Source organism: Arthrobacter sp. SLBN-53, assembly GCF_006715585.1.
Classification (GTDB): domain Bacteria; phylum Actinomycetota; class Actinomycetes; order Mycobacteriales; family Mycobacteriaceae; genus Mycobacterium; species Mycobacterium neoaurum_A.
In genome coordinates this window covers 3,016,283-3,034,644 of sequence record NZ_VFNN01000001.1, presented here as the reverse complement: position 1 = coordinate 3,034,644, position 18,362 = coordinate 3,016,283, and the positions used below count along the sequence as shown (strand labels likewise).

Annotated in this window: 16 protein-coding genes; 8 read left to right on the top strand and 8 right to left on the bottom strand. The window is 65.5% G+C overall.

Translation table 11 applies throughout. The features are described 5' to 3' along the window. On the top strand, positions 1-591 hold the full coding sequence (locus FBY28_RS14545; RefSeq protein ID WP_141867874.1) for a hypothetical protein: 591 nt from the start codon (positions 1-3) through the stop codon (positions 589-591). A 24-nt stretch (positions 592-615) separates the two neighbouring features. Here the strand turns inward: FBY28_RS14545 and FBY28_RS14540 are convergent, their stop codons facing one another. After that, on the bottom strand, positions 616-1,398 hold the full coding sequence (locus tag FBY28_RS14540) for a glucosamine-6-phosphate deaminase (protein ID WP_141867872.1): 783 nt from the start codon (positions 1,396-1,398) through the stop codon (positions 616-618). Between the two features lie 104 nt (positions 1,399-1,502). On the opposite strand from FBY28_RS14540, the gene FBY28_RS14535 reads away from it, so the two are divergent. Next, positions 1,503-2,327 (top strand): GntR family transcriptional regulator, encoded by an 825-nt coding sequence (locus FBY28_RS14535; protein WP_160145492.1) that lies wholly within the window; start codon positions 1,503-1,505, stop codon positions 2,325-2,327. 13 nt (positions 2,328-2,340) lie between these two features. Here FBY28_RS14535 and FBY28_RS14530 read toward each other — a convergent pair whose 3' ends face one another. Genes FBY28_RS14530 through FBY28_RS14520 form a run of 3 tightly spaced genes read right to left on the bottom strand, consistent with a single transcriptional unit; the run spans position 2,341 to position 5,938 of the window. Beyond that, positions 2,341-4,023 carry a dipeptide ABC transporter ATP-binding protein gene (locus FBY28_RS14530; protein ID WP_160145491.1) on the bottom strand — a complete coding sequence of 561 codons (1,683 nt, stop codon included), beginning with the start codon at positions 4,021-4,023 and terminating at the stop codon, positions 2,341-2,343. Continuing rightward, positions 4,020-4,985, bottom strand: a complete 966-nt coding sequence (locus FBY28_RS14525; protein WP_141867867.1) for an ABC transporter permease — start codon at positions 4,983-4,985, stop codon at positions 4,020-4,022. The genes FBY28_RS14530 and FBY28_RS14525 overlap by 4 nt, the downstream gene beginning before the upstream one ends. After that, a complete protein-coding gene (locus tag FBY28_RS14520) occupies positions 4,982-5,938 on the bottom strand; it encodes an ABC transporter permease (protein ID WP_141867865.1) in 957 nt (318 codons plus the stop codon). Before FBY28_RS14520 ends, FBY28_RS14525 begins: the two co-directional genes overlap by 4 nt. A gap of 156 nt (positions 5,939-6,094) precedes the next feature. Here FBY28_RS14520 and FBY28_RS14515 point away from each other — a divergent pair, with 156 nt between their 5' ends. From FBY28_RS14515 to FBY28_RS14490, 6 genes are all read left to right on the top strand, one after another. Beyond that, positions 6,095-7,735 carry an ABC transporter substrate-binding protein gene (locus FBY28_RS14515; protein WP_141867863.1) on the top strand — a complete coding sequence of 547 codons (1,641 nt, stop codon included), beginning with the start codon at positions 6,095-6,097 and terminating at the stop codon, positions 7,733-7,735. After that, positions 7,732-9,210: a leucyl aminopeptidase family protein gene (locus FBY28_RS14510; protein ID WP_141867861.1), complete on the top strand. Its 1,479-nt coding sequence runs from the start codon at positions 7,732-7,734 to the stop codon at positions 9,208-9,210. Before FBY28_RS14515 ends, FBY28_RS14510 begins: the two co-directional genes overlap by 4 nt. 63 nt (positions 9,211-9,273) lie before the next feature. Then, positions 9,274-10,623 carry an aspartate aminotransferase family protein gene (locus tag FBY28_RS14505; protein ID WP_141867859.1) on the top strand — a complete coding sequence of 450 codons (1,350 nt, stop codon included), beginning with the start codon at positions 9,274-9,276 and terminating at the stop codon, positions 10,621-10,623. Between the two features lie 44 nt (positions 10,624-10,667). Further along, complete coding sequence (locus tag FBY28_RS14500; RefSeq protein WP_141867857.1) at positions 10,668-12,149, top strand: xylulokinase; 1,482 nt, start codon at positions 10,668-10,670, stop codon at positions 12,147-12,149. A 28-nt stretch (positions 12,150-12,177) separates the two neighbouring features. Continuing rightward, on the top strand, positions 12,178-13,473 hold the full coding sequence (gene lysA / locus FBY28_RS14495) for a diaminopimelate decarboxylase (RefSeq protein ID WP_216847695.1): 1,296 nt from the start codon (positions 12,178-12,180) through the stop codon (positions 13,471-13,473). Continuing rightward, positions 13,470-15,134 (top strand): serine hydrolase domain-containing protein, encoded by a 1,665-nt coding sequence (locus FBY28_RS14490; protein WP_141867853.1) that lies wholly within the window; start codon positions 13,470-13,472, stop codon positions 15,132-15,134. Before lysA ends, FBY28_RS14490 begins: the two co-directional genes overlap by 4 nt. A 56-nt stretch (positions 15,135-15,190) precedes the next feature. Here the strand turns inward: FBY28_RS14490 and FBY28_RS14485 are convergent, their stop codons facing one another. From FBY28_RS14485 to FBY28_RS14470, 4 genes are read right to left on the bottom strand one after another with little or no spacing between them, the layout of a single operon-like run. Beyond that, on the bottom strand, positions 15,191-15,808 hold the full coding sequence (locus FBY28_RS14485) for a TetR/AcrR family transcriptional regulator (RefSeq protein ID WP_160145490.1): 618 nt from the start codon (positions 15,806-15,808) through the stop codon (positions 15,191-15,193). Between the two features lie 43 nt (positions 15,809-15,851). After that, a complete protein-coding gene (locus tag FBY28_RS14480; RefSeq protein ID WP_216847694.1) occupies positions 15,852-16,790 on the bottom strand; it encodes a carbohydrate kinase family protein in 939 nt (312 codons plus the stop codon). Continuing rightward, positions 16,787-17,449 carry a class II aldolase/adducin family protein gene (locus tag FBY28_RS14475; protein WP_141867849.1) on the bottom strand — a complete coding sequence of 221 codons (663 nt, stop codon included), beginning with the start codon at positions 17,447-17,449 and terminating at the stop codon, positions 16,787-16,789. Before FBY28_RS14475 ends, FBY28_RS14480 begins: the two co-directional genes overlap by 4 nt. Further along, positions 17,446-18,345 (bottom strand): alpha/beta hydrolase fold domain-containing protein, encoded by a 900-nt coding sequence (locus tag FBY28_RS14470; RefSeq protein ID WP_160145489.1) that lies wholly within the window; start codon positions 18,343-18,345, stop codon positions 17,446-17,448. The genes FBY28_RS14475 and FBY28_RS14470 overlap by 4 nt, the downstream gene beginning before the upstream one ends. Between the last annotated feature and the right edge of the window lie 17 nt (positions 18,346-18,362).

Here is an 18,362-nt window from a genome sequence, read left to right as displayed (position 1 = left end):
ATGTTATTGGCGGCATCGGTGCACTCGACGACTGACGCTCAGTTGCGAACGGCGACGCGACGTGCGGGCGGCCTGTTCGTTGCCGCGACCGTGGTGATGCTTCGGTTGGAGCGCACACTCCACGCTACGGGTGGACCGGGAATCATCGCATTCGAGTTGGCGGGCAGCGAGCACCGTGCGGCGTCGATCATGAAAAGCTGGGGCCCGAAGGGTATTGCGGCTGCCCGCGCGTCGTTGTGGCTCGACTTCGGTTACATGGCCACGTACGGAGTGTTTTCGGCGCTGCTCGCCGAGCACGCTGACCGTCGATTCGGTAAGCGACGGTCGGGGGTGCCCGTGTTTTCGTGGGCGCAGACCGCATGTGCGGTCGCGGTGGCCGCGGACGCACGCGAGGGCGTGGCATTACTGAACGTGTTGCGGGGCTGGGATCCAGAGGCACAAGTGGTGTCCGCTCGACGCGCCGCGCTGACGAAATTTGTCCTGTTGTTCACCGTGCTCCTGTACTGGGCAAGTTCCTTTTGCCGATCCGAGGGGCGCACGTGCGGCAGGTGGTCATGTGAGCCGCGCACCCCGCCTCGAATCACTACCTGAATCTGGGGATACACAACTGGCGAGTCAGCCGGCGACTGTATCGCGGGTGCTCCGGCGGTGAGTGTCGCGGTAGTAGTCCACCAATGCGAGTTCGCCGGCGGCCTGCTCGTCGATGATAACGACGGCGTTCTCGTGATGCTGGAGGATGGAAGCCGGGCACAGCGCCGAGACCGGGCCCTCCACCGCGCGGGCAACAGCGCCGGCCTTCGCCGCGCCGGTGGCGATCAACAGGGTCATCCGAGCAGCCATGATGGTGCCCAACCCCTGGGTGACGCATTCTCGCGGAACGTCATCCGGTGAGCCGAAGTAGCGCGCGTTGTCCTGTCGGGTCCAACTGGCCAGCGACGCCACCCGCGTGCGGGAGGCGAATGACGAGGTGGGCTCGTTGAAACCCAGATGCCCGTTTCGCCCGATCCCGAGTATCTGGATGTCGATACCGCCGGCCGCGCGGATGGCGTCTTCGTAGGCCAGGCATTCAGCGCCCAGGTCATCACCGAGTCCCGTTGGTACGTAAACATTTTCGGGTTTCAGTCGGAGTGGCTCGGTGACCCGCGTCCGGATCACGTAGGCGTAACTACGCGGATCGTCCGGGGCGAGCCCGACGTACTCGTCGAGAGCGAAACCGGATAACCCACTCATGTCCAGACCTGCGGCGACCCGCTCGGCCAATTCGGCGTAGAGCCCCAGCGGGCTGGAACCGGTGGCAAGCCCCAGCGTCCCTTGTGGTTTACGGACGGCCAAATCGGTCACGATATCGGCGGCGGTGGTGGCGACCACAGCCAGGTCGGGGCAGATGACGACTCTCATATCAAACCTCATTCCTTGTATGACAATGTAGGTAGTTAGATGGCCACGTAGGGCACGCATCGGTGCCCCTGCAGGACCGGCCGGCAGCTCACCGGGGAGGGTTTGTGAACGACGACGGCACCGGCAAGACCGCGCGCCCGCTGCGATATCAGCAGGTGTACGACCTCGTTGTATCGCTCATCGAGGAGCAGAATCTGCATGAGGGTGATCAGCTGCCGAGCACCGCCGAACTCGCCGAGATGGCCGATGTCAGCGTGATCACTGTGCGTCGTGCGCTTGACGAACTCACCCACAGCGGAAAGATCGTGCGGCATCAGGGTGTCGGAACGTTCGTGGCCCCGCAGCGGATCGTCAGTGAACCCTCGCGTCCCGGCGCCTTGTTGGAGACCCTCAAGGGCCACGACGACGGCGTCGAACTCGCCACCGAGCTCGTCAGCCTGATGGTCGGGCAGCCCAGTGACAACCACGCCGCCGCCTTGCGGATCGAGGCCGGACAGCCGGTGTGGGAGATCTGCAGGCTGCGTCGGCTGGGCAACGTGCCCAAACTGTTGGAGAAGGCGGTGCTGCCGCTGAGCCTGGTGCCGTCCCTGGACGAGGAACGACTCGCCACCGGCGGATCCCTGTACGGATTTCTCGCCGAACGTTACGGATTCACCGATGACTTCGTGGAACAGGTCTTCGAGGTCGACCATCCCAACTCGCTGGAGCGCGAGCATTTGAAGCTGACGGCGAAGGACAACGTGGTGCGGATCCGCGGTGTGAGCGTCAATGCCGAGGGGACCGCTTTCGACAGCTTCCAACAGACCTACCCGGCGCGCGAGTTTCTGTTCTATGTCTCGGGAACGTCTGGACGCCGCCTGGTGGAGCCGGCACGTACCGGGCCGTGGTCGGTGCGCCCCTTCGGATCTGCGCCCACCACCGGGGAATGACCGGCGCCGCGGCTCAGGAGGCGCGGTGGCGTGTCGGGTCCGGACTGGGCACACTGTCCAACAGCTTTCGGGTGTAGGAATCGGCGGGCTCGTTGACGATCTGCCAGGGCGTGCCCGTTTCTACGATGCGCCCCTCACGCATGACGATGACCCGGTCGGCGTAAGCCGTCGCCGTCGACAGGTCGTGGGTGATCATCAGGATGCCCATCCGGTGCTCACGCCGCAGCCGGTCGAGCAGTTCCAGCACGCCGGTACGCACCGACACGTCCAGCATCGACACCGGTTCGTCGGCCAGCAACAAACGGGGCCGCAGCACGAGACTGGCAGCGATCGCGACGCGTTGACGCTGGCCGCCGGACAGTTCGTGCGGATAACGTTGGGCCAGTCGCGAGGGATCCAGACCAACGTCACGCAGCGCCTGGGCAACCAGGGTTCGACGTTGCTCCCGGTTGTCGCCGATACCGTGGACCAACAGCGGTTCGGCCATCGTGTCCTCGATTCGCAACCGACCGTCGAGCGCCTCGTAGGGATCTTGATAGATCATCTGGACATGGCGGCGTAGCGGTCGCCACGCGCGTGCGCTCAGGCCGGCGACCTCCACCCCGTCGATCTGGATGGACCCGGACCGCACAGGCTGCATGCCCAGGACTGCCTGCAGTGTCGTCGTCTTACCGCATCCCGACTGTCCGACCAAGGCGACGAGTTCGCCCTCGGCAACCTGGAGGCTGACACCGTCGACAGCATCCGCCGGCGCAGTTGCCGATAGCGTCTGTCGCCGCACGGCACGGGTAAGCCATTGTCGTGACGGCTTTTTGGCGCCTTCACTGTAGGTGACGTGCAGGTCTTGCACGACGAGTGTCGGCGTTTGCGAGCCGACAGGCACCGCTCCGGCGGCCACGTCGTCGAGGTTCGGAGTCGCCTCGAAAAGGGTGCGTGTGTAGGGATGTGCCGGGCGATGGTAGAGATCATCGACGGTCCCCTCTTCCACGATCTCACCGCTGTACATCACCGCTGCGCGTGTGCAGGCCTGGGCCACCACGCCCAGGTCGTGGGTGACCAGTACCAGCGCCAAGCCGAGCTCACTGCACAGCCGAACGAGCAGCCGAAGCACCTGATCCTGGACGACGACATCCAGAGCAGTGGTGGGCTCGTCGGCCAGCAGCACCTTCGGGTCGCAGGCGAGCGCCATCGCGATGACGGCACGTTGCTTCATCCCGCCGGAAAGCTGGTGCGGGAAGCGCTCATCACTGTCCGGCGGCAGACCGACGAGGTCGAGCAGCTCGCGACACCGGGCCACCGCCTTCTTCCCGTGGGCGATGTCATGAAATCTCAGGGCTTCCCGGACCTGCCATCCGATGGTCTTCACGGGGTTGAAAGCGCTCATCGCACCCTGGAAGACCATGGCGATATCGGTCCACCGGTGGCCGTTGATACCGGCCTCACCGGCACCGATGATGTTCGTACCGTTGACGCGTACTTCACCACCGACGGTGGCAGTGGACGGCAACAACCCCATGGCGGCCAGAATGGTGGTGGTCTTGCCGCAACCCGACTCGCCGACCAGGCCCACCCGCTCCCCGGGCGCCACGCTCAACGAAAGGTTCTTCACGGTGTGGACGGGACCGGCCGCACGGGTCTCCCGCGGTTCGAACCACACATTGAGATCGACGATCTCCAAGGCGTTCTGCGCACTCACAGTGCGTCCTTTCCGCGGCCCACCAGCGGGCGCATCGTCCACGATTTCCGGGAAAGATGAGATGAGCGCAGCCGGGGATTGAGGGTGTCCTCGATCGAATTGCCCAGCAGATAGCACCCCATGATCAGGATTGCCACACACAGTCCGGGGGGAACGATGGCCCACCATGCCCCGGTGCTGATGGCGCCGCGGACGAACGCGTGTTCCATGATCGTTCCCCAGGTGACCGCCGTCGGATCGGACAGACCGAGGAAGGCCAGGGCGGTCTCGTTGAAGATCGCCAGCGTGATGGCCAGCACCGCGTTGGCGATGAGCAAGGGTCCCAACTGAGGAAGTATGTGGTGGGCGATTATTCGCGGATGTCCAGCGCCTATCGACACCGCCCGCTGAACATAGACACGTTCACGCAGGGTCTTCACCTGGGCTCGCACCACGCGGGCGGTGCTGGTCCACATCAGGAAGCCGATGACCACGATGACGTGGCTCAGCTTTGGGCCCCACACCGCCGCCACCACGATCATCAACACGATCTGCGGTATGACCATGAAGTAGTCGGTCACCCGCATCAGTATCGAATCGACCCAGCCGCCGAAGTATCCGGACAGCACACCCACGGTCGCGCCGATGGTGATCGCGATGACCGCTGCGGTGAATCCCACGAACATCGATATCTGCCCGCCCTGCAACACCAGGCTCACCATGTCGATACCGCCGTCGTCGCAACCCAGCCAGTGTTGTGGTGAGGGCGGCTCGAACACCGCGCAACTGGGCACAGATGTGCTGTAGGGCTTCAGGTAATGCGACAGTGCCGAGACCACGAGGAACAGACCGATGATGCTCAGCCCGATGATGGCCGGCGCGGTGGCCATGGCGGTGCGCAGCGCCCCCCAGGCCCCACGCCTGTGTATCGGCTCCCCTGCGGTCGGATCACTGATGTCGGCGGGATGATCCTCGTGGTTCACTGTGAAATCCTCGGGTCGAGCCTGAAGTACAGGATGTCGGCGAGATAGTTCAACACCACGACGGTGACGGTGATGGCCAGAAACCCGCCTTGCAACATCGGGTAATCACGTTGCAGGACTGCGTCATAGAGCGCGCGGCCGACTCCCGGCCAGGAGAAGATCACCTCGACGAGGATCGATCCGCCCACAATGGTGCCCAACGAGAGGGCAATTTGGGTGATCGTCGGCAGAGCGGCGTTACGCAGTGCATAGGACCACACGATGCGCCGGCGGGTCAGGCCCTTGGCCCGTGCAGTCAGGATGTAGTTCTCACCAAGGGTTTCCAGCATCGCAGACCGCACGATCAAGGCGCTCTCGGCGTACAGGGTGAGCACCAGCGTCGCGACCGGCAGGATCATGTGCCGAGCGAGGTCGAGCAGTTGCTCCCCCGGCGACAGTCCCACTGCGAAGGGATCGGACATCCCGACCGACGGCAACGTGCCGGCGAACATGATCAGCAGCATCATGCCGAGGAACTGTGTGGGTAACGCATAGAAGAGCACAGCGATGCCGGTGGCTGCGTGGTCACCGACCGATCCCCGGTGCAGCGCAGCGAACATGCCCACCGCGATCCCGAGGACTATGGCGATCAGCGTGCCGGTGGCGACCATCGGCACGGTATTGCCGAACGCCTCGATCAGATTGTCCAGGACCGGCTGGCGGTTGGTGTACGAGACGCCGAGGTTGCCTTGGCACAGCTGTTGCAGATAGCGGAGATACTGCTCGAACACGGGCTTGTCGAGTCCGAACTCGGCGCGCAGCGCCTCCTTCATGGCCGGCGAGGCGTTGGGTATCCGCGATATCTGGCTGACCGCATCCCCCGGGAGCACCCGGAAGAGGACGAAGTTGACCGTGAGCGCGACGAAGATCGTCACAGCGGCGAACAGGGTTCGCTTCCAGAGGTACCCGCGCACTCGGGCCCCTTTCGTCTTGACGGCCTAGGTGATGGTCCTCATACTAAGCACACAAAGTGACGGGAATGTAATACCACGTTGCAATTTCGATTGAAGTTCCGCCCAGATCGCCAGCACGTGAATGTCGCCACCTCGATGCTCTAGGGAAGGTTCTCCATGAAACCCGCTCTGCGAATCCTGGCACTCATCAGCGGCGTGCTGGTGGCCGTTTCGATGATTGCCGGCTGCAGTTCCGCCACGTCACGCAGCGTCCTGCGGATCGGGGTCAGTGTGGCGATCGACTCGCTCAACCCGTTCGTCTCGACATCGGATTACAGCAATGTCGTCTACCAGTACGTCTATCCACACCTCACCGAGTACGACACGGCGGACATGTCGTTGAAGCCGTCCTTCGCGACCAGCTGGAAGACCTCACCGGACGGCCTGGTCTGGACCTTCGAGATCGTCAAGGACGCCCAGTGGTCGGACGGAGAACCGCTGACGGCCAAGGATGCGGCGTTCACACTCAACATGATTCGCCAGTTCGAGGACGGGCCGACGGGCAAGCTGGCCGGCTTCATCCGCAGTCTGACATCGGCATCGGCCGAGGGAGACACCCTGACGCTCACCTATTCGCAGCCGGTGTCCAATGTGTTGGCACAGATGCAGCAGCTGCCCGTTCTTCCCGAGCACGTCTGGTCGCAATACGCGACCGGGGACGGCAAGGCCATCACGACGTTTCAGAATGAAGCGCCCGCGGTGTCCGGCGGGCCGTTCGTCCTGGATGAATACAAGAAGGACCAGGTCGCGATGTTCTCGCAAAACCCGAAGTGGTGGGGCGAAACAAAGCCGCATATCTCCGGCTTCGGTCTGCAGTTCTTCGCCAACTCCGATGCCATGGTCACGGCGTTGCGGACCGATCAGGTCGACATGATCGGCGCCAGCACCCCTGCCACCGCAGTCCCGTCCATCAAGGAGGCCGGGATGGAGGTCGGCACGGCACCGGGCTCGGGCTTCTACAACTTCATCATCAACACCAATCCGAAGAAGAAGAACCATCCCGAACTCCTGAACCCGGATGTCCGTAAGGCCTTCGAACTCGCCATGAACCGGGAGGAGATGATCGGCACCGCGTGGCTGGGAATAGCGACCACAGGATCGACAATCGTCGCTCCTGCGACGGGGTGGCATGACGACGCGATCAAGGGTCTACCGTTCGACGTGGCACAGGCGAACGCCATTCTCGACGGCCTCGGCTATGCCAAGGGACCGGACGGTATCCGGATCGCCGACGGTAGCCGGATGTCTTACGAGGTCATCTTCCCCACTGACATCAATGGTGCCGGCGACCGGATGTTCCAGATCATCCAGAACGGCTTTCGTGAATCAGGCGTCAATCTGGAGATGCGCAAGATGGACACCGATGCCGCGACCACCGCAATCCTGGGTCCTGACAACGGATACGACGAGTTCGACCTCGCCATGTGGACATGGATTCCCCCGGTTGATCCGGACTTCCAGCTCAGCGTGCTGACCTGTGAGCAATGGGGAAACAACAACGACAGCGGATACTGCAACCCGGCCTACGACAAGCTCTACGAGGCGCAGGGCATCGCCCGCGATCGGGCCGAACGTCAGGACATCATCGATCAGATGCAGCAGATCGCCTTCGATGACCGGCCGTACATCGTGTTGCTGTACCAGAACGTGATCGAGGCACACTCACCGAAGTGGACGGGATTCCAGATGTCCCCGCTGGTGGGTTCGGTCAACAACCTGTCGACCCAGACACTGCTCCAGGTGAAGCGCGCGGAATGAGCGATGCCGCACTGAGGCGCGTCTACTCCCGCGATCTCGTCGACGCGCTGACGGCACGGCAGCACACCGAGGTGGTGGTCGGGATCCCCGCGAGCCGCCGCGGTCGCGGTATGCAGTTGCTGAGTGACATCACCGGATTCGACTGCGCCGACGTGGCCTCCGCCGATCAGGATTTCGACGCGCACGCGGGTTCACAGATGACGGTGTCGCTCCCGGTATCCGGTGCGGCGGTGCGGGTGACACTGGTCGGCCTCGGCGCCGGTGAGATCGGTACCGCGGAGCTCTTCGATGCCGCGCTCGGCGCGGGAGCGCGAGGCAACATCGTCTCGCTGCTGGCGCTGGAATCACCGGGGATGCCCGAGGCCCTTGGCGCCGTCGCGCAGGGGCATGCGATCGGGTCGTGGCGGTATCAGCGCGACGGCGGGCCGGGTGCCCCCGCGCTGTCGATCACGGTGGCCTGCGACGACCCGCACACTGCCGACGAGGTGCTTGTCCGCGCGAGCACCGTGGCACGTGCGACGTCCTGGGTGCGTCAACTGGTCGAAACCCCGCCGAATGCCCTGCGCCCACTCGATTTTGCGCGGGCCGTCGCGAACTTCGCCACCGAAATTGCCCCCGGCACGGTCCTTGTGGATACCTGGGACGAGGACGTGCTCGCCCAACACGGTTTCGGAGGAACCCTCGGCGTCGGAGCGGGTAGTGCCGAACCGTCGCTGGTTCTGGCCCTGCAGGTCCCCGGGGATGGTCCGCTGACGGCGCTGGCCGGCAAGGGGATCACGTTCGATTCGGGCGGTGTCAACCTCAAGCGTGATGCGCACGAGCTCAGCTGGATGAAATCCGATATGGCCGGGGCCGCTTCGGTTGCGGCCGCGGTGATCGCGGCCGCGGCGCTCGGAGCCGCAGGCCCCATCACCGCGGTGTTACCCGTGGCGGAGAACATGCCCGGTAGTCGGGCGCTGCGCCCCGGTGATGTGCTCACCCACCCACGTGGGCGGACCACCGAGGTGGTCGACACCGACTGCGAAGGGCGCCTGGTGCTTGCCGATGCGCTGGAATGGCTCGCCGCTCAGAATCCGGCACGGATCGTCGATGTCGGAACGCTGACGGACTCCGGTGGCGTGGGGACGGCGTTCTGGGGATGCTGGGGATCCTCGGCTGATCTGACGACCGAGGTGATCGAGGCGGGCAGGCGTGCATTCGACCGCGGCTGGGCCCTACCGCTGCATCACACCTATGCCGCCCAGCTACCGTCCAGAGTCGCCGATATTGCCAATGCTCCTGTCTCGGTTCCTGATTCGGGTCAACTGGCAGCCACCTATCTGCGCTCCTTCGTCGGCTCGGTGCCCTGGGTTCACATCGACAACGGCTCCGCGGCGTGGTTGGTCGATCCCGCCCACCCCTGGCCGGCAGGGCCGACCGGCACTCCGGTGCGCGCGCTCATCGAGCTGTTGGCACCGACGACTACACTCGCTTGACAACATACTTAGTATAAGAAGTATGACTGGGTTGGCCAGTCCGTTCACAGGAAGAGCATGTCCATGACGACGTTTGACACCGCGTACGCCGAGCGGACCGCGATCACCAAGAACCTCTATGACCGCGCCCGCAAGACCATCCCCGGTGGCGCCGGCAGTACCGCCCGGCTCCCCCGTAACGGCTGGAAGCCCTACCCGCTCTTCATATCCGAAGGGCAGGGTTCACGGCTGAGGGACGTCGACGGCAACGAGTACATCGATTACCTGCTCGGGCTGGGACCGATGATCCTGGGGCACCGCCATCCCGGGGTGACCAAGGCCGTCACCGATGCCGTCGCCGAGTACGGCACCTGCTTCGGGCTGCCCTATGAACTGGAGATCGAGGCGGCCGAGAAGGTTGTCGCGGCGGTTCCCGGCGTGGAGCAGGTGCGCTTCACCAATTCCGGCTCCGAAGCCGTGGGTACGGCCGTCCGACTTGCTCGGGCGACCACCGGACGACGGCTGATCGTGCGCTTCGAAGGTCACTACCACGGCTGGCAGGACACCGTGTACTGGTCCAACCACGTCGACCCGACCCTCGCCGGACCCGCTGATCGGCCCCGCCCGGTCGCCATGGGCGGCGGCGTTCCCGCCGAACTGGAAAGCACGCTGGTGGTGCTCACCTGGAATGATCCCGAGAGCTTCATCCGCTTGATGGAGGAACGCGGCGAGGAAGTGGCCGCCGTGCTCACCGAGCCCGCCGTTTTCAACACGGGCTGCATCCTTCCCGAGCCGGGCTACCTCGAACTGTTGCGTGAACAGACCACCAAGTACGGTGCCATGCTCATCTTCGACGAGGTCATCACGGGTTTCCGGTTTGCTCGAGGCGGTGCCCAGGAGTGGTTCGGCATCCGGCCCGATCTGACGACCTATGCCAAGGGCATCGGCGGCGGCTTCCCGGTGGCGGCGGTCGGCGGGACCACCGAGGCGATGCGCCTGATCGCCGATGGCACCTATTCGCATTCGGGAACATACAACGCCAATGTCGTAGCGTGCGCTGCGGTTTCGGCGACCATGGATATTCTGGGAACGCCAGGGCTCTATGAACGCCAGCGCGCGCTGGGTGATCGGCTCGGCCAGGGCCTGAAGACCCTGGCACAAGACAAGGGTATCGACGCCTATGTAGAGGGCATCGGTACGGTATTCCAGTTGTGGTTCACCGACCGGCCGATCAAGAACTGGCGCGATGCGGCCGCCCACGCCCACGAGGATGTCTTCACCCGTTGGTATCAGGAAATGGTGGTGCGCGGCGTACTGTTTCACCCGCTGCAATTCGAGAACCTCTTCGTCTCGCTCGTCCACACCGACGCCGATATCGATGAGACGCTCAATGCCGCCGATGCCGCGCTGAGCGTGGTGGCTCGTGAGTTCTGACCGATCTGCGGACCGGTCATGAGAGTCTGGCAAGGAGGGCTCCGGTGAGAAGAGCGACGCCGTTGACCGGTAACGGTGTACTGGCCATCGGCGTCGACCTCGGAACCAGCAGCCTGAAGGCCGTCGCGGTCGACGCCGACGGCCGGTGCGTCGCACGCGCCCGAGTCGGCTACCCGACCGGACAGCCGGAACCGTATGCCGCCGAGCAGGATCCATCGGACTGGACGGCGGCATGCCATGCGGCGCTGGACGAACTGGCCCAACAGACCGACCCTGCGAAATGGGGAGTACTCGGTCTTTCGGCGATGCTGCCCACGTTGGTCAGCCTGGATGTCGGTGGACGGCCGATCGGGCCCGCGATCACCTGGAGGGACGGGCGGGCCGAGGCCGACGGCGAGAGCATTGCCTCGGCCGTCGGGCCCGGACAACTCTATCGGCGCACCGGGCAACAGTTCGACGGCCGCTACCTGCTGGCGATGCATGCCCGACGGTGCCGGCTGGGGCTGGCCGCCGACGCCACCGTGGCCGGCGCCAAGGACTACCTGTTCCAGGTATTGACCGGACATCTGCTGACCGATCCCAGTACCGCATCGGGTTTCGGAGCCTATGACCTGCACCGCCGGGCATGGGACACCGCCATACTGGCGACAGCCGGCGCGCGCGTGGTACCCGCGGTCGTCGAGTCCCACGACCATCGGCCGCTGCGCTCCGAGCTTTCGGATCGGTGGGGGTGCCCGCCCGGAATCCCGGTGCTCGTAGGCGCCGCCGACTCGGTCCTGGGCGCCTACGGACTCGGGGTCCGCGATCCGGGAACAGTGGCATACATCGCGGGTACCAGCAACGTCATCTTGGGTTGTGCTGCCACCGCGGACGTCGATGAACACGGACGCTATCTGGTCACCCCGATGGCTGACGGTGGGTACGGGCGGGAGATGGATCTCCTGGCCACCGGGTCCGCACTGGAGTGGCTGGCCGGGCTGCTCGGTATCGCCGGAGGCCCGTCTGCGGTGGCCGACCTCGCGGCCGGCACCGATCTGGCAGATGCGCCCCTGGTACTGCCGTACCTCTCGCCCGGCGAGCAGGGCGCCCTGTGGGACCCCGGTCTGGTCGGCGGTATCGAGGGCGTGACATTGCGGACCACGGCGGCCGATCTCGCTCGCGGTTTGACGGCGGGCATCGTGCTGGAGTCTCGCCGTTGCCTGGAAGTCCTCGTCGACACCGCGACAGGTGAATCACCCGGCCCCATCATGATGAGCGGCTCCGGGGCCTTGTCCCCCGTGTTCCGACGGGACCTCGCCGATGCGACGGGTCGCGCAGTCCACGCCGATATCCATGAGCCAGACCATTCCGCCGTGGGCGCGGCGCTTTTGGCGGGCCGGACGGTACTGAACTGGCCCGATATCGCACCGGACAGATCTACCGGCGAAGTCATCGAACCGGACCCGCAGCGGGCCGGCCTGTGGGCCGAACGCTTCGCAAGGCATGACGCGGCATGCCGTGCCCAACAGGCGCGGAACGCCCGGTGAACACGTCGCACTACTCGAAGGTGACCCGATGGCCGACACGCTGACACCCGCCGATATCGACCTCTCGCTGTACCCGGAAGGCACCGAACTGGATTCGGATCACCGGCTGCTGATCGGTGGTTGCCCGGTAGCGCAGCTGGTGGCCGAGTACGGCACCCCTGCATATCTGATCGACGAGGGCGCGCTTCGCCGCACCGCGCGCGAATACATCCGTGCATTCACCAGCCGCCACCCGCGGTCGCTGGTCCTGTTCGCATCGAAGAGCTTTCCCTCGGCGTCCGTGATCGGGGTGCTCGCGCAGGAAGGTTGCGGTACCGACGTGGCGTCGGCCGGCGAATTGGGACTGGCACTGGCCGGGGGTGCCGCGGCCGGCCGGGCGGTCTTTCACGGCAACGCAAAGACCGACCAGGACATCAGTTCCGCGGTGCAAGCCGGAGTCCGCTACATCGTGATCGACAACCTCGATGATGTGGAACGGATTGCGCGGCTGGCAAAATCACCCGTCCCGACGCTGTTGCGAGTCAGTCCCTCGCTGGATGCCAAGACACACACGGCGATGATGACGGGCCATGACAGTTCCAAGTTCGGCATACCGGCCGATCATGTCGAGGATGTCATCACCGAGATCCGGCGGCAGCCGATGGTGGACCTGCGCGGTCTGCACGCGCACGTGGGGTCGCAGCTTCTCGACCTGTCCCAGTTCGAGGCGGCGGTGACGGCGCTGGCGGAGTTCGAGCGCTTCGGTGTCTACGACTTCGGTGGTGGCCTCGGGGTGCGCTACGTCAGCGCCGACGAGGCACCCTCGGTCGAGGACTACGCCGGTGCGCTGGTCGCCGCGGTGCACCGCAAGCTCGGTACGGACGTGGAGCTTCTGGTGGAACCGGGCCGATCCATGGTGGCCCGCAACGGCATCACCGCCTATCGCGTGGTGACGGTCAAGCGCGGCGTGCGATCCCACGCCGCAGTCGACGGCGGCATGGGCGACAACCTGGAGGTCTCGCTGTACGGGCAGCCTTTCCAGCCATCAGTCATCGATCGCAGCGGTCCCGCGGAGACGGTGGACATCGTCGGGCGGCATTGTGAGTCCGGAGACCGGATCGCCGAACAGGTGCGCGTCGTGGCACCTAAGGTCGGCGATCTGGTGACGGTGCCGGTGACCGGCGCCTACTGCTACACGATGTCGAACAACTACAACACCGCGCTGCGGCCACCGGTCGTGTTCTGCGACCAAGGTTCCGCTCGGCTGGCTGTGCGCCGGGAGACATTCGGTGACCTGCTTCGTCGCGAACAGCTTATCGACGCCACGGTGCAGGCCGGCGGATGACCGACTCAGCTCGCGCCGTCATCAACGCCATCGCCGAGAAGTGGTCGGTGCCGGGCGGAGTCGTGGTGGCCGTCGACCTCCGGGGCGAGACCTTCCTCCATCGGTTCGGTTTCGCCGATCTGGAGCGCGGTGAACCCGTTGGGCCACAACACCTATTCCAGATCGGCTCGATCAGCAAGGTTCTCACCTCGATGGCGGTGCTGCAGCTCGTCGAACAGGACATGCTCACCCTGGATACACCGCTGGGGGACATTCTGGACTGGCTTCCGGCCGCGATGCGCGCTCCGGACATCACCATCAGGCACTTGCTCAATCACACCGGCGGGTTGGTCGCCAGCGTGGATGCCGTGCCGGATGAGATCGGTCAGGCCACCCTGCACAGCGGACCTCCCTCACTCGCGGCGGTCGGAAAGGTCTTCCACTACTCCAACTTCGGCTACATCCTGCTCGGGCTGGTGGCCGCCCATGTGTCGGGGACACCGCTGCCCGAGCTCGTCGCGCAACGCATTCTGCATCCTCTCGGCATGCAGGACACGATTGCCTGCGTGAGGCATGAGGACTATCCGGTGCTGGCCCGCGGATATCAGCCTCTGCACGACGATCTGCCCTGGGTACCCGGTGATCCGCTGATCCCCGCACCGTGGATGGAGGTGGCCGGGGCTGACGGGAACCTCGCCTGCACGGCTTCGGATCTCGGCCGGCTCGCCCGGATGCTATTGGGCCGCGGCGTGCTGGACGGCACCCGCGTCCTGCACGAATCCACCTTCGAGGCGATGGTGTCCGCACTCGCTCCCACCGGGGAGGACGTCCTCGACCTGCCGGGGGTGACTCCCGGCCAGTCCAGCCGGTACGGACTGGGCATCAATGTCGAACGGGTGGACAACGTCACCCTGCTCACCCACGGTGGCGGGATGGTCGGCTATGCATCATTCCTGCTCGTCGATCTCGATGGCGGTACAGCGGTGTGCGTGGTGACCAACGCCAACGGCGACACCCCCGTGGCCGAGGCGATCGCGCGCTGCGTAGCAGCTGAGTTGAGCGCGCCGGGTGCTGTGCCGATCGATCATCTGGACCCGGGTGCGTGGGATGCCGACGAAGTGCAAAAGCTCGGTTTTTCGGGCGAATTCGTCTCGACGACAGCGAGTTCACCAGACGAGTCCGTACGTGTCGCAGCCACCGAACAGAGCAGTGGCGTCGTTCGCCTCAGTGTATCCGCGGCCGGTCAGCAGGCGCCTCTGCTCAGAACGTGGGGGCGACGCGCCGTGACACGGATGCCGGCACTGCGGCGCTACGCACTGGTCTTCGACGCGAACCGCTGGATCTGGGGACCAGAGGAACTGAATCCGATCGACGAGCCCCGGGATTCGCCGGCCGGAGCCCCGACGACCGGGAGCGAATTCTGTGGGCACTATCGCTCATACTCGCCGTGGTTCACCAATTTCCGGGTGGTGCAACGTCGCGGTGCGCTGGTGTTGATAGCCCCCGGCGGGGTCGAGGCCCCCGCCGAGGACATCGAACTCGTTCAGGTTGGGCCCGCCACGTTTCGCATCGGGCTCGATGAGACTCTGCCCGAACGCATCACCTTCGGTCCGCTGGTCAACGGTGTCTCGGCCTGGGCCGACCGAGACGGATGCCGCTACTCGAGGGCATTCACCGACTGAGGACGACAAGTGGCGCACATCGTTGTCGCACCGCACGACCGCGCTCCCATGATGGGTCAGTCGGTCAGATCCGACCGCGCCTCGGCGAGGTAGGAATTGAGCAGACGCCACAGCGCATCTCGCAGGAACTCTTCGTCCTCGCCCGCGCGGGGCCATGCCACCCGGTGCAAGGCGAAACCGTCGACGAGTGCCACGAATTGGCGGGCGGCGGCCGGGCTCTCGGAGATTCCGATCGCGGCCAGCGCGTCCGCCGCAGCCGTTTCCAGCGCGACCATGATCGCGCGGACCGGTTCGATCAGTTCGGGACGACGACTGGTGGCCAGATAAGACTCGAACTGAACCACGACCTGGCGAGCACGGACATTGCTCAGAATGTCGAGCAGTCGATCGGCGAAGTCGGCGAGATCGAGATCGGTCGACGCGAGATCATCGGTGAGTCCCTCGATCGACGAGACGACGTCCTCGGCGATGTGCTGCACCGCGGCGCCGATCAGCTCATCGAGTGACCCGAAGAAGTAACTCGTCGTGGATACCGGCAATTCGGCCCGTGCGGCGATGGACCGGTGAGTTACTCCCTCCAGCCCCGATTCGGCGATCTCGTCGACCGCGGCCCGCAGCAGCACCGCGCGCCGCGCGTGCCCCCGCCGGTAATGGGACTGGGGCCGGCTCACCACGACGCCGAATCTACTCGACGCGCGGCTCTGCGAGCACGCACAGTCAGGCCACGGTGGCAGCGGACGCAGCGAACTGCCGCACTCGCGCCAAGTCGTAGTTGCCTGCCGTCGTCCCGACGCCGCTTGCCACGTGCGCGGCAACCGCACACCCGAGCCGCAACGATCCCGCCAGATCCTCACCGAGGAATCGGCCGGTCAGAAATCCGGCACTGAACGAGTCCCCGCAACCCGTCGTGTCCACGACGTCGACCGCATAGGCGGGAACGGCGCTGACCTCATCCGCGGTGACGGCCACCGCACCGGCCCCACCACGGGTGAACGCGACACACCCGACGCCCTTGTCGAGGAGCGCCCGCGCTCCGTCGACGAGATCATCGCGGCCGGTGAAACCGCGGACCTGTTCGTCGTTGGGTAACAGATAGTCGGTGTGCGGCAAAGCCTCCGATACCCACTCCAACGTGCCGGGGTCACCGGCGGCAAGAAAGTCCATGGAGGTGACGATGCCGCGCGCACGTGCCCGCTCGAGAAGATCACCGGCGGCCGGACCACCGAGAAACTCGGGTCCGCCCAGGTGTAGATGGGTTAGCCCGTCCCACGCCGCGGGCGGGATATCGGCGGGGGTGAACACCGCGTTGGCACCGACACAATGCCAGGCCGGCCGATCTCCGTTGGGCCTGACCGGGATCACCGAGGCCGACGTCTGCACACCCGACTTCACCACCAAACCGCCGGTGTCGATCCGTTCGGCGTCCAGTAGGGCACGCAGGTTCATGCCGATCGCGTCGGCACCGATGGCCCCGACGGTCCGCACCTGTGCGCCCAGCCGGCTGAAGACGACCGCTGCACCCGCGGCCGTACCCGCGGGTGACACGGTGATGCTCGGCACCAGCGCACCGTCGGAGCCCTGGGGGATCTCTTCAACCCCGACGACATGGGTGTCGAGCACATGGATGCCGACGGTGGCGACTGTCATCACACTCATGAGTGATTCTCCCTGGTCTGCCCGTACTGGAGGTTTATGGCCTGGATGATGGTGTCTTGCTGCTGCTGCGGGGTGAGCGGGCGCACCGGGCCAACCGATCGTGCGTGTAGGTACAGCCCCGCAAGCCATTCCAGCAGTACGGCCTTGTCGAAGGCGTCCTCGAGATCGGTGCCGACGGTGACCGAACCGTGGTTGGCCATCAGGGCCGCCCGACGATCGGCCAGCGCCACGTCGACGAACTCTGCGAGCTGTGGTGAGCCGAACGGTGCGAACGGCGCGACGCGCACCTCCCCGCCGAGCGAGAGTTGTTGGTAGTGAAGAACCGGCAAGGTGTCCAGCCCGGCAACGCACGCCAGCGCCGTGGCGAACGGTGCGTGCGTATGCACGACGGCACGTACGTCGTGCACCCGGGCATACACACCGAGATGCAGCGACAACTCCGACGTCGGTACCATTCTGCCGGAACGGATTTCGCCGTCGAGTGTCACCTTGACGATATCGTCGGCCGAGCAGTCCGCCAGGGTGACACCCGTCGCTGTGACGAAGACATGGTCATCGTCCCTGACCGAGACGTTGCCGGCAGTGCCGATGAGCATGCCCTCGGCCGCCAGCCGACGCGCCGTCCGGGCCACGTTCTCGGCGTTCAGATGATCGCTCATGCTGCTGCCTCTCGTGTCGGCCACGCCAGTCGCCGTGTCAGCGCGGCGCGAGCCTGGCGGGACTCGGGGAGCATGGTCGCGGCGATGAACACGTGGAATGCACCCCGCGCCTCGTACAGCGCTGCGTCGACGCCGGCAGCGGCGGCCCTGGTGACGAGCGCGCGGCAGTCCGGCCGGAACACGTCCCGTGTGCCGACGATGACGGTCATCGGCGGCAGCCCCTCGGGATTCCCGTTGATGGGACAGACATCGGGATCATCGACATCGGTCTCGGGGGCCCAGCGCGCCCCGGCATAACGCAGGCCGGGTAGCGCCAGCGTCGGGTCCTGCGTCTCCACCGCGGGAATCTCGGGGTTGCGCAGCGTGATGTCCAACCAGGGCGCGAACAGGGCGAGATGCCGTGGCGGTGGTGTGTCGTCTGCGCGCAACCACAACGCCAGCGCCAACGTCAACCCGCCGCCGGCGGAGTCGCCTGCGTAGATCGGCGGCTGCCCCTCCTGCCGGACCAGCTGACGATGCATGGCGGTCAGCGCCGTGAGCACGACGGCGGCGCAACCTTTCGGAGACAGCGGGTAGAAGACCACGATCACTCGCGCGTCGTTGTCGTCTGCCAAGGCGCACACCAGGTTCCATTGATGGCCGATCAACGGGTTCAGATACGCCCCGCCATGCAGGTAGACGATGACGGCGCCGGCCGGACGGTCCCGACGGCGGACCTCGATGACCGGCAACGACCCATACGCGCCGTACCGGGTCTCGAAGCGCCGTACCAGCCGCCGAGGGAACGGCGCAGCCCCGGCCTGCTGCCTGCGCGCAGCCGCAGCGGCGGTGCGCACCGGATCGGACAGCTCCGACTTGGTGGTCGTCAGTTTCCACAGCGCGACCGTGCCCCGCATCGCGACAGATGGTCCCT

What these genes read in the sequence shown, in the direction of transcription:
- FBY28_RS14510 (WP_141867861.1), top strand. Translation starts at nt 7,732, where the DNA reads ATGAGCGATGCCGCACTGAGGCGCGTCTACTCCCGCGATCTCGTCGAC.
- FBY28_RS14505 (WP_141867859.1), top strand. Translation starts at nt 9,274, where the DNA reads ATGACGACGTTTGACACCGCGTACGCCGAGCGGACCGCGATCACCAAG.
- FBY28_RS14470 (WP_160145489.1), bottom strand. Translation starts at nt 18,345, where the DNA reads ATGCGGGGCACGGTCGCGCTGTGGAAACTGACGACCACCAAGTCGGAG.
- FBY28_RS14540 (WP_141867872.1), bottom strand. Translation starts at nt 1,398, where the DNA reads ATGAGAGTCGTCATCTGCCCCGACCTGGCTGTGGTCGCCACCACCGCC.
- FBY28_RS14490 (WP_141867853.1), top strand. Translation starts at nt 13,470, where the DNA reads ATGACCGACTCAGCTCGCGCCGTCATCAACGCCATCGCCGAGAAGTGG.
- FBY28_RS14545 (WP_141867874.1), top strand. Translation starts at nt 1, where the DNA reads ATGTTATTGGCGGCATCGGTGCACTCGACGACTGACGCTCAGTTGCGA.
- FBY28_RS14515 (WP_141867863.1), top strand. Translation starts at nt 6,095, where the DNA reads ATGAAACCCGCTCTGCGAATCCTGGCACTCATCAGCGGCGTGCTGGTG.
- lysA (WP_216847695.1), top strand. Translation starts at nt 12,178, where the DNA reads ATGGCCGACACGCTGACACCCGCCGATATCGACCTCTCGCTGTACCCG.
- FBY28_RS14480 (WP_216847694.1), bottom strand. Translation starts at nt 16,790, where the DNA reads ATGAGTGTGATGACAGTCGCCACCGTCGGCATCCATGTGCTCGACACC.
- FBY28_RS14475 (WP_141867849.1), bottom strand. Translation starts at nt 17,449, where the DNA reads ATGAGCGATCATCTGAACGCCGAGAACGTGGCCCGGACGGCGCGTCGG.